Here is an 11,621-nt window from a genome sequence, read left to right on the forward strand (position 1 = left end):
TTTATAGTTTTTTACTGTCTTCTATTCCATTTAATTACTGAAAAGATAAAATTGAAATTATTTATTGATTTTCAAATAACTTACCTCTTCATTATTTCTCACTACTATTATATACTTGTTTTCATCTTTACTAATTGCCCCCATTCCTTTTACATCTCCTGAAGCAAAAAACCCTGACTCCTTTCCTGAAATTGCTTTAAAAGCAAGTACCATCTCCTTGCAAGAAAACACCATAGCTAGCATCGTTTCTTGGCGTTTCTACTTCAGACATCTGTAAATTACCCGCTATTAAAGCATCAAAATTATCATCGTCATTAAAATCTTTAACAATAATTTCATTAATACTTGAAATTTGTACTTCTTGAGGAAGTTTATGTACAATTAGCTTTCCGTTTTTATTTTCTAAATAAATACTTGCAAACGATTTAACTTTATAATGTAAAGCAGATTCTAATGCTTTATCAGAATAAACATCAATTAAAGTAGCTTCAGAAAAACTTTCATAATTTTTAAATTTCTTTTTAATTCCAGGTATTTGTTGGGATGAACATGATCTACCTCTTACAGGGTATTGTTTACCTTCATTATAATAACTTAATACAATATCTTGTTTTTTGTTTTTATCAAAATCATTTACAAAAATGTCAAAAGATTCATTTTCATTTGCCTGATACTTGTAATTAAGTCCATTATTCCCTAAAATATAATCTGTATCACCATCATTATCAAAATCTCCTTCATTTATGCTCCACCACCAACCAGTAGTGTTTTTATCCAATCCTAATTTTTTAGAAACATCAACAAAACTATTTTTGTTATTTTTAAATACTTTAATTGGCATCCACTCTCCAACAACAATAATATCTAACCAATTATCATTATTATAATCTGTAATAACAGCTGAAGTTGCCATTCCTAAATCTTTAAAAGGTTTTGAAAAATCATCAGAAAAAAACTCAAATTTTGCATTTCCTTTTGAACCAACATTTTTTAATAAATAGGTTGTTGTAGGTAATGGATATTGTCCAGGTGTTTGACGACCTAAAACCAACAAATCTTCTTTACCATCTTTATCAAAATCTGCACTATAAACTTTTGAGCCGCTAGAAATAAACTCAGGTAAAGTTCCTTTTTTTGCTTTTACAAAATTTCCTTTTCCATCATTTAGGTATAATCTGTCTTGTAATAATTCTGACTTTGTATCAAACTCATAACCTCCACTAACAACATACAAATCATTATCTCCATCTGCATCTGCATCAAAAATTAGAGCGCCTAAATCTTCACTTAAAATATCTTCTTCTAAAAAGCTAGTACTTGCTTCTGTAAAACCTGTTTTAGTTTGATAAAATAAACTGCCTGTTTTACCTTTTGATCCTCCTATAAAATAATCTTCTAAGCCATCATTATTTAAATCTCCAATTGCTAAAGCTGGTCCTAATGAAGACATTTTATGAGGCAATAAAACCTGAGTATCAAAATCGTTGTGTTTATTTTCTTCATGTTTGTATTTTGGAAACACAGAATTCTCTGTTACAAATAATTTTTCTTGTTCTTTTTCTTCTTTAATGATGGGTTTTGTTGCATCGTCATAATTAAAAAAAAGATTCTTATTAGCTTCAACATTATTTAGAGTTTGTGTATTTCCGTTTAGCCAAACAACTTTTACTTCTTCTATTTTAGAAGTAGCACCTAAACCAAAATGTAATTCTGGCGCTACAGAAGACTGAAAACCTCTTGTTAACGTTAACTCTTGCATTTGAGTTTTATCAGCAGTTTTTACATAAACACGATTTCCTAATCCAAATTTATTATTTATACCTCCTTTGAAATTCACCTTTAAGAAATTGCTTTTTTCAGCACTTGTATTCTCAAAAACAGCTGCATAATCGTCTATATTGTTGGTTATAATTTCTAAATCTCCATCATTATCTAAATCTGCATAAACTGCTCCATTAGAAAACCCTTTGTATTCTATTCCCCATTTTTTATTGGCTTTTTCGAAATTTAGATTTCCATTATTTTTAAAAATAAAATTATCTATTTTTTCTGATGGAATTTGCAAACTCATCTCTAAAGATTTTTCTTTACCAAGATTCGCATCTTCTAGTTTATTAAAAAAATCTCTATTATTTACTTCTCTTCTTGTACCATTTGTAATAAAAACATCTTTAAGGCCATCATTATCAAAATCTGCCATTAATGGACCCCAACTCCAATCTGTAGAAGAAGTACCTGTAATTCGTGAAACATTTGAAAAATATGGATTTCCATCAGTAAAAACTCCCGAATTTACTTGAAAGCAGTTTTGCATATATTGATAATGAAAGCCCGCATCTACAACATTCCAAAATAAATCTGGATTCATACTTGCCATATTTGCTTTTTGTCTACGGTTGCTTTTTGCATCCATATCAACTTGAAAAATATCTAAATTTCCATCATTATTAAAATCAGCTATATCAACTCCCATTCCATAGAAAGCAGTGTGTGCAGTTGCTTTTTTCACAACTTCTTTAAACGTACCGTCTTTTTGATTGATATACATATAATCTGGTGAGCTAAAATCGTTTGAAACATACAAATCTTGCCATCCATCATTATTTAAATCTCCAACTGTTGCACTTAAAGACAAACCAAAGCTTTTTAAACCAGCTGCGTCAGTAACATTTGTAAAAGTATTTCCATCATTTCTATACAAATGATCAGACTCATTTTCTTTTACGTTTTTCATTTTCATTTGATATACAAATGCTGGAGAACTAAATTTTAAAGGAGGATAATTTGCCACATAAACATCTAAATCTCCATCGTTATCATAATCAAAAAAGGTGGCATTTATGCTATTTCCTTCATCAGCCAAACCATATTTTTGTGCTTGTTCTGTAAAAGTATTGTCTTTATTATTGATGAATAATTGATTTTTTTTAGATCCAAATTTCCCAGAAACGGAACAATAAATATCTAAAAAACCATCATTATTTACATCCGCCATGGTAACTCCTGTATGCCATTCCTTACTTCCAGAAACACCAGCCTTATCTGTAATATCCTCGAATTGTAAATTCCCTTTATTTAGATATAATTTATTTGAAACTTGGTTACCTGTAAAGTACAAATCTGGTAAACCATCATTATTGATATCTCCTACAGAAACTCCTCCCCCCATATAAATATATGAATACGTGAAATAATTAATAGAATCGTTTTCTGTAAGAATATTTTGAAAATCGATATTTGTATTCGTATTTTTTAGTTGACTAAAAATTTTTGTAGATTCTATATTAATTTCTTTTTCAGCTGATGTACAATTCCAAAGAGTAATTATTGTGAGCAATAATAAAATGTGTTTAAAATAAGCTTTCATTTTTATATTATTTTTTTCAATATGGATAATTCATTGTTATTATTTACGATTATAAAATATGTTGTATTGGCTATTTTTTGGTTGATAAAAAGTTTATTTTTTCTTAACTCTTTATTATTTAATAAAACAGATTTACACACATAAACACCTCACCAACAGCGTTGTTAATATTGATAGTTACAACTCCACTACCAACTAATGAGTATCTATAATTGATACGCATTGGTTTGCTCATCAATATTTTAAAATTCTATATTCAATTTTGTTCCAGAGACAAGTGTAAATTTCTTTTTTAGTATGTCTTAGAATTCATTTTCTTTATTGCAAAAAAAATAGTTAGATGTTATGTATTTTTAAAAATAAAAAAAACGGCGTTTCGTTAGAATACGCCGTTTTAATCAATCAACTCAAATTATTAATTTTTATTACCACCCAGGGTTTTGGTCAGCACTTGTAACATTTGGATTTGATGAAATTTCGGCAGTAGGTATTGGCCACAATTCGTTTTTACCTACCTGAAAACCAGTACCTGCTAAAAAAGTTGCAGCTCTATCCCAACGAATAAGATCATCAAAACGAACTTGCTCTCCTGCTAATTCTACTTTTCTTTCATGTACAATAGCTTCAAAAACTTGTTCTTTTGAAAGTGTAGTTGATAACAATGGAAACACCCCTCCTGCTGTTGCTCCTGCTCTAGCTCTTACTCTATTAATTAAGCCAACTGCAGCTGCTTGAGAACCACCTGGTCTTTCATTTTCACACTCTGCCATCATTAACAACACATCTGCATAACGAATTACTTTAGCATTAATTCCAGATTCTTGTACTTCATTTGGTTGCTTATAATAGTTTTGGTATTTTCTCCAACCTCTCCCTACAAAAAAGTTACTTGCTTCAAAGGTGCTATTTCCATTATTATAAGTATCACCAGCAAAATAGCATGTGTAATTTAATCTGTTATCACCAGCTTCAAAAGAATTAACTAAATCATCTGAAGGGGCAGACCCAGACCAATCTATGCACCCATAATCTTGTGATCTAAAAGTAGCGTGGTTTTGACCTTGACCTTGAACATTTGAATTCCATTTAGCAGATGTTCCTAAAGTTAAATCGTACTGAACTTCCCATACAGATTCAATTCCATGCTCTGTTTCTTCTAAAAAGTTATCTAAATAATTAGGTTCTAAATCATACCCTTTCATTTTTTCGAATGATACTAATGCTTCTTCATATCTTTTTTCATACAAGAAAACTTTTCCCAAAAATGCTTGTGCAGCACCTTTGTTTGCTCTCCCTGCATCTTCATTTCCTTTTTCTAAAAGGTTCGTAGAAGCATATTCTAATTCTTCAATTATTAATTTAATTACATCTGCTTTTGGACTAATCGGTTTTCCTTCTGGCTGTGTAAAGTCTCCGTTTCTTAATGGAATGTCTCCAAATTTATTAACTAACAACCAATAGTATTGTGCTCGTAAAAATCTAGCTTCTGCATAAAATTTTAGCTTAGTTGCATTACTTAATTTAGATTCTGGAATTGCATCAATAATTGACGCATTACCAATTACAAAATTTGCTTTATTGATACCTCTATAACAAGAATCCCAATAATCGCTAATCCAGTTAGTTGTTGAGTTAAAAGTAAAGTATAAAAAAACTGCTTTATTTGGCTCCATACCACCGGCTTCCATGGCTTCTTGAGACATATTGTCATTCATAAACCACATCATTCTACCGTATAAAGCAATAGTTTGTAAGTTAGCATACGCTGCATTTACAGCTGCCTGAACTTGTGCCTCATTCGCAAAATAAGTTTCAGGGGTTATTTGAGTTGGATCTGATAACTCGAGATCATTTGTACTGCAAGAATTTATGGCAAAAACTCCTGTAAGAAACAGAAATAAAATTTTATATTTTTTCATGATTATTATTTTTTAAAATGAAACTTGAACTCCGAATAAGAATGATTTTGGTTGTGGGTATCTTCCCAAATCTACACCAGATGTTAATTCTGGATCTAATCCATTATAACCTGTTATAGTTAATAAGTTTTGTGCACTTGCATACACTCTAAATTTGGTAAAGTATCCGTTAAACACATCGTTTGGAACTGTAAATCCTAAACTAATATTTTTTAATCTAGTATAAGAACCATTCTCAATAAATCTATCTGATACCGCAAAGTTTTCTGTAGCCCCACCAAACCTTGGCATCGAAGTAGTTAAATTACCAGGGGTCCAACTATCTAATAAAGCAGTAGTTCCATTAAACACTCTACGAGAACCTCCTTCTAAATCAAATCTAACGGTATTATATACATCAACTCCCTGTACACCAGTAATAAACAAACTAGCATCAAAGTTTTTATAATTAGCACTTAAATTTAATCCGTAGGTAAAATCTGGAAGTCCATCTCCTAACACAGTTCTATCATCAGCATCAATCTTTCCATCGCCACTTATATCTTTATATCTTATATCTCCAGGTTGAATAGCTGTTTGTGTAGGATCTCCAGAAAAAACAGCATCAACTTCTGCTTGGTTTTGATAAATACCATCACTAATATAACCATAAAAATGGTTTATAGATTCTCCTTCTTGAATATTTGTAACGTTAACCCCAGCATCTTGAAGTGCAAATCCAGGAATTTCATCTACTCCTAAAAATAAAACTTTATTAGAACTAGAACCAATATTAAAATTAGCAGACCACATAAAATCTCCTTCAGAATCATTATACCCAAAAATAGCTTCAAAACCTTTTGTTTCTACAGAACCAACATTTGCTGTAATGTTACCAGCATGAGAACCAGAAGATAATGCCGTTGGTAATTGAACTAATAAATCATCACTTGTGTTTTTAAAATACTCTAAACTAGCCGTAAATTTATTATTAAATAAACCTACATCAAGACCTATATTAAACATAGAAATTTCTTCCCATTTTAAATCTGGATTTGAACCACCATTTTCGGTAAAACCAGCTCCGTTTGTATCTCCTAAAGGATATTGAAAATCTCCAACAAGTGTAGCAGCATATCTGTAATCTCCAATAGCATCGTTACCAGTAATACCATAACTACCTCTTAGTTTTAAATTATTAATACTGCTATCATCTCCAATAAAATCTTCTTCAGAAAGAACCCAACCTAAAGATGCTGATGGGAATGTACCCCAACGATAGTTTGCTCCAAATCTAGATGAAGCATCTCTTCTTACAGAAGCAGAGAAAATATATTTACTATCATAATTATAGTTTAATCGTGCTAAATAACCTAATCTAGTTGTTTTACTATTATTACTTCCAATAGTTTGGCTATCTGATCCAAATTGCTGTAATTCATCAGTAACAAGGTTTCTTGCACTACCACCAAAACCTAAACTAGTATTTTCTGTTTTTTCGGCTAAAGCTAAAAACTCTACATTATGCTTTTCTGCAAATGTTTTAACATAGTTTAAACTGTTTGTAAATACCAAGGCTTGCCCCCAACTTGCACCTGCACTATAAGAAGCAAAGTCTTGTGAATGTGTATTGCTAGGATCATCAGAAAAACTAGGCACAAAAGTGCTATTTCTGCTATTAAAATAATCTAAACCTATTTGGGTTCTAAATTTAAGACCTTCTAAAATGTTATATTCACCATACAAACTACCAATAATACCTAAATTATTGGTACTAAATGTTGGAAGTGTTTGAATTCGAACAGGATTTTCTGCATCTTGCTCATCACCAGCATTAGAAGGCCCCTGAAATCCACCTGGATTGTTAGGATTATATACAGGTAAAAATGGAACAGATTTAATAGCATGTGTTATTAGTGTTCTACCACCACCCATTTGTTCTCCTTTAGACTTACTTAGTGATATAGACACCGTTTGTCCAAACTTAAACTTTCCTGTAGTATAAGAACTGTTTGCTCTAAAAGAATAACGATCGAAACCTGTATTAATAATTGTTCCTTCTTGCTTTAAATATTCTGCTGAAAAAAATTGTGTGCTATTTTCTGTTCCTTTAGAATAATCTAATTTATAATCTTGTATTAAACCTACTTGAAATATTTCATCTTGCCAATCTGTATTGTTTTCAAATATTGCTGCAGGTCTGTCTGGAAAGACATCGTTATTAGCTGCAAATTCTAAATACTGAGTAGTGTTCATAAGATTATACCTTTTAGTAACCACCTGAGCACCAGTATATGCAGAAAAATTTAACTTTCCTCTACCTGTTTTACCTGTTTTAGTAGTTACTAAAACTACACCATTAGAACCTCTTGCTCCATACAATGCTGTTGTAGAAGCATCTTTTAATATCGAAACATTTTCAATATCAGAAGGGCTAATTCCAGAAAGATTACCTACAATTACACCATCAATAACATATAAAGGACTACTGTTACCAAAGGTACCTAAACCTCTAATTAAAACTTGAGGACTAGACCCTGGAGCTCCTGAATTAACGATAGTTACACCAGCAGCTCTACCTTGTAAAGCTTGTTCTGCATTTGTTACTGGTAATGCTGCCATTTCTGCTGCATCTACTGTTGCAATGGCACCTGTAACTGTTTTTCTACTTTGTTTACCATAAGCTACTACAACTATTTCATCAAGACTTTCTAAAGACGCTGTTAAAACAACATCTATATTTGTTCTATCTCCAACTAAAATGGTTTGACCAGTCATACCAATATAGGCAAAAACTAACTCATCTGTAGGCGAAATATTCTCAATCTTAAATAGACCATCAAAGTCTGTCTGTACTCCTTTTTGTGTTCCGTTTACTACTACACTAACACCAGGTAATAATTCTCCCATAGCGTCTTTTACTGTCCCGCTAACAGTCTTGGATTGTGAAAACAGACTCTGAGAACATATCATAACTAATGCTATGATAGCGATTTTCATTTTTATCATTTTGAGTAATTTAAATTTATTGAATTTGAACTTTAGTTACTAACACATTGTTTTCTGATGACAATTTTACATCTGGTTGTTTGCCACCAATACTAATATTCATCGTTCCAGATTCTATTACTTTTTTTCCTTCTTCAGATATTCTTGCATATTTTGTAGATGGAATTTTAAATGTTATTGTTTTAGTTTCGTTCGATTTTATAAGTACTTTCTTAAAATCTACCAAACTTCTTATTGGGTTGTTTTTAATTGTATCATTTTTATGCGTAACATAACATTGTACAACTTCTTCTCCGGAATATTTACTGTTATTTTTTACATCAACAGAAATAACGACATCATCATTCTTTGCAATTTTATCTGATATTTTTAAATTAGAATACTCAAATTTAGCATAACTTAAACCATGACCAAAAGAGAATAAAGGCTCTCCTTTAAAGTATCTATAAGTTCTATTTTCCATGTTGTAATTTTTAAAATCTGGTAAATCTTTTACAGATTTATAAAAAGTTAGTGGTAGTTTTCCTGACGGATTATAATCTCCAAAAAGAATATCTGCAATTGCATTACCACCAAATTCACCAGGATACCAAGCTTCTAAAATGGCAGGAATATTTTCTGCCGTCCAATTAATAGCCAAAGCACTTCCGTTCATTAAAACAACCACTGTTGGCTTGCCTAATTTCTGAATTTTTTTAACTAATTCTACCTGTGTTTTTGGTAGTGTAATTTTAGACCTATCACCTTTATCAAAACCTTCTATAACAACAGACATTTCTTCGCCCTCTATTTCTGGTGTTAATCCTAAACAAAGAATTACAACTTCAGATTTTTTTGCAGCTTTTATTGCTGGTGATAATAAGTCTTCATTTAATTTTGCCCAAACTAAATGAGCTTGAGGGTCTGAAAGTGTATTGCTATATTCTATTCTTATTTTATAAGCTTCTTTTGCTTTTAATTTTGCATTAAAATATTCTAATTTCGGCTCATAATCTGCACTATACTCAAACTTTAAAGAATCGTTAACATAAAGCTTTGCATAGCTACTTGCTTTTAAACCAATTCTATAATCTCCAGTTTCTTTTGGTACTATTTCTCCAGACCATCTTACTGAAAAATCATCCGATTTTAAATCTTCGATAGGTCTAATAGGTGTCCAAATAAAATTTACAGTTGCATCGTTTCTTACCAATACCGGTTCTCCTTCTAAATTACTATTGTTGTAATATTCAGCTTTAAGACCTGTACCATTTTCATTTTTTAAAACCTCACTAGGTATTGCTTTTAAGGTTGGCCATTCTTTTGCAATGTAAGAACCTAATGCATAATTAATAGTTGTGTTTGGCAATTTCTCTTGCAATCCTTTTAACGGTGTAATAAAGTTTTTTGGTGTTCCGTGATAATTACCTAACAATGCTTGTTTAGAATCTGCATTTGGACCAATGACTGCTATCGATTTTATATCCTTACTTAAAGGTAAAATATTATTATCATTTTTTAACAACACCATAGATTCTTTGGCTATTTGTTCTGACAATTTGTAATGCTTTTCACTAGCTACAACATCGTAAGGTATTTTAGACCATTTAACATTGTTCTGATCATCAAACATCCCTAATTTAAAACGAGCAGAAAACAATCTTACCAAAGCAACATCTAATTCTTCTTCATTTATTAACTGTTTTAAAACTGCTTCATTTAAATTAGGATCGTAAACACTACCACAATTTAAATCTGTACCACTTGTTACTGCCATTGCAGCTGCTTCTTCTGGTGTTTTTACAACAGCATGTTTGTCTTCTTCCCAAAAATCATTTATTGCCCAACAGTCTGAAACTACATATCCACTAAACCCCCAATCTTCTCTTAATATTTTTTGAAGTAATAAATCGCTACCACAACAAGGCTTATCATTATATCTATTATAAGCACACATTACAGAGTGTACTTTTGCTTCTTTTATAGCAGCTTCAAAAGCGGGCAAATAAGTTTCGTATAAATCTTTTTTATTAGTTACATAATTGTCTTGATGTCTCGATTTTTCTGGCCCACTATGAACTGCAAAATGTTTTGCGGTTGCTACAACTTTTAAATGCTTTTCATCATCACCTTGTAAACCTTTTATATAGTTTACCCCTATTCTACTTGTTAAATAAGGATCTTCTCCATAAGTTTCTTGTCCTCTTCCCCAACGTGGGTCTCTAAAAATATTAATGTTCGGAGTCCAGAAAGTAAGACCTTGCCCCATTCTTCTTTTTCCCTCACTAATAAACTTATGATATTTTGCTCTTGCCTCATCAGAAACAACAGTTCCCATGTTAAAAATTAAGTCTGGGTTCCAGGTTGCTCCCATACCTATTGCTTGCGGAAAAACAGTTGCTTCACCAGCTCTTCCAACTCCATGCAAACATTCGTTCCACCAATTATATTCTGGCACACCTAACCTTTCTATTGCAGGTGCATCATATCTCATTTGAGATATTTTTTCTTTCAAGGTCATTAAACTAATTAAATCTGTCGCTCTTTCTTCTGTTGATAAAGATTCATTTTGAAATTTAAATTCAGTATTTTCTTTACTACATGAAAAAACAAGAAATAATGAAAGGAAGCAGATATTAAAAGCGCTTCTAGGTTTTAGTTTGTTGATATTCATTTTACTTTTATTCAAGATCATTAATTAAATATTAAAACTAGTAACAATATTAAAACACCCACAATTACTATTTCTAAAATGATATTTCTTATGGGATATTTTTTCTGCATAATTAACTCATACTACCATCCAAATATAGAAAGTTGATGTACTTTTAAGTAAAAGAAAGAATGCATACGCTGTTAATTTTGGATCTTTTTAAGGTAAAATACCATAAAACAGTACTTCTATTAGCTTTTTGTAGCTAATTTCACATTCAAGAAATATAAAGGAAAAAAGTTGTTCTTTTTCTTTGATAATAACTTCAGTTGGAAATTTTCTAAAATGTGCTTTTAAACATTTTTGGAAAATAAAATGCAGAAGAAAAACCAACTTTGCTTATAAATGTAGAACCTGTCTATAATTTTTGATATGCTCTTTCTTATCTAATTATTCTTAATAGGTAGTTTGAGTTTGTTTTGTTAGATATTTAATTTATCTGTATGATTGACTTTTACTTAAGTTTAATTGACAAGACAATTCCTCTACATTGAAACTAGAATTGTTTAAATTTTAAATTATATAGACTAAAACTTTATTAATAAATTCTTAATAATACAATTCTATACTAGGTAAAAAGGAATAGGGTTAAGACTAAAAGATTTTATCATCCTTTAGCCTTAACCCTATTTCTAATTAACCCTTTAATGTAATA

The 11,621-nt window shown here is 30.8% G+C and carries 5 protein-coding genes; all 5 read right to left on the minus strand.

Annotated elements, in window-relative coordinates; all coding sequences use genetic code 11:
- Nucleotides 1-57: 57 nt before the first annotated feature.
- The 5 genes from H0I27_RS17650 to H0I27_RS13070 all read right to left on the minus strand — a co-directional run bounded on the left by H0I27_RS17650 (nucleotide 58) and on the right by H0I27_RS13070 (nucleotide 10,927).
- Nucleotides 58-213: a hypothetical protein gene (locus tag H0I27_RS17650; protein WP_254713092.1), complete on the minus strand. Its 156-nt coding sequence runs from the start codon at nucleotides 211-213 to the stop codon at nucleotides 58-60.
- Nucleotides 197-3,367: a VCBS repeat-containing protein gene (locus H0I27_RS13055; protein WP_254713093.1), complete on the minus strand. Its 3,171-nt coding sequence runs from the start codon at nucleotides 3,365-3,367 to the stop codon at nucleotides 197-199. The genes H0I27_RS17650 and H0I27_RS13055 overlap by 17 nt, the downstream gene beginning before the upstream one ends.
- A 425-nt stretch (nucleotides 3,368-3,792) precedes the next feature.
- The gene (locus tag H0I27_RS13060) at nucleotides 3,793-5,286 is read right to left on the minus strand and encodes a RagB/SusD family nutrient uptake outer membrane protein (RefSeq protein ID WP_218731099.1); all 1,494 of its coding nucleotides are present in this window, start codon (nucleotides 5,284-5,286) and stop codon (nucleotides 3,793-3,795) included.
- Nucleotides 5,287-5,298: 12 nt separating this feature from the next.
- On the minus strand, nucleotides 5,299-8,265 hold the full coding sequence (locus H0I27_RS13065) for a TonB-dependent receptor (protein WP_254713094.1): 2,967 nt from the start codon (nucleotides 8,263-8,265) through the stop codon (nucleotides 5,299-5,301).
- A gap of 25 nt (nucleotides 8,266-8,290) precedes the next feature.
- A complete protein-coding gene (locus H0I27_RS13070; protein WP_218731101.1) occupies nucleotides 8,291-10,927 on the minus strand; it encodes a glycoside hydrolase family 3 protein in 2,637 nt (878 codons plus the stop codon).
- Between the last annotated feature and the right edge of the window lie 694 nt (nucleotides 10,928-11,621).

The sequence above is a fragment of the Polaribacter sp. HaHaR_3_91 genome (genome assembly GCF_019278525.1).
Classification (GTDB): Bacteria; Bacteroidota; Bacteroidia; order Flavobacteriales; family Flavobacteriaceae; genus Polaribacter.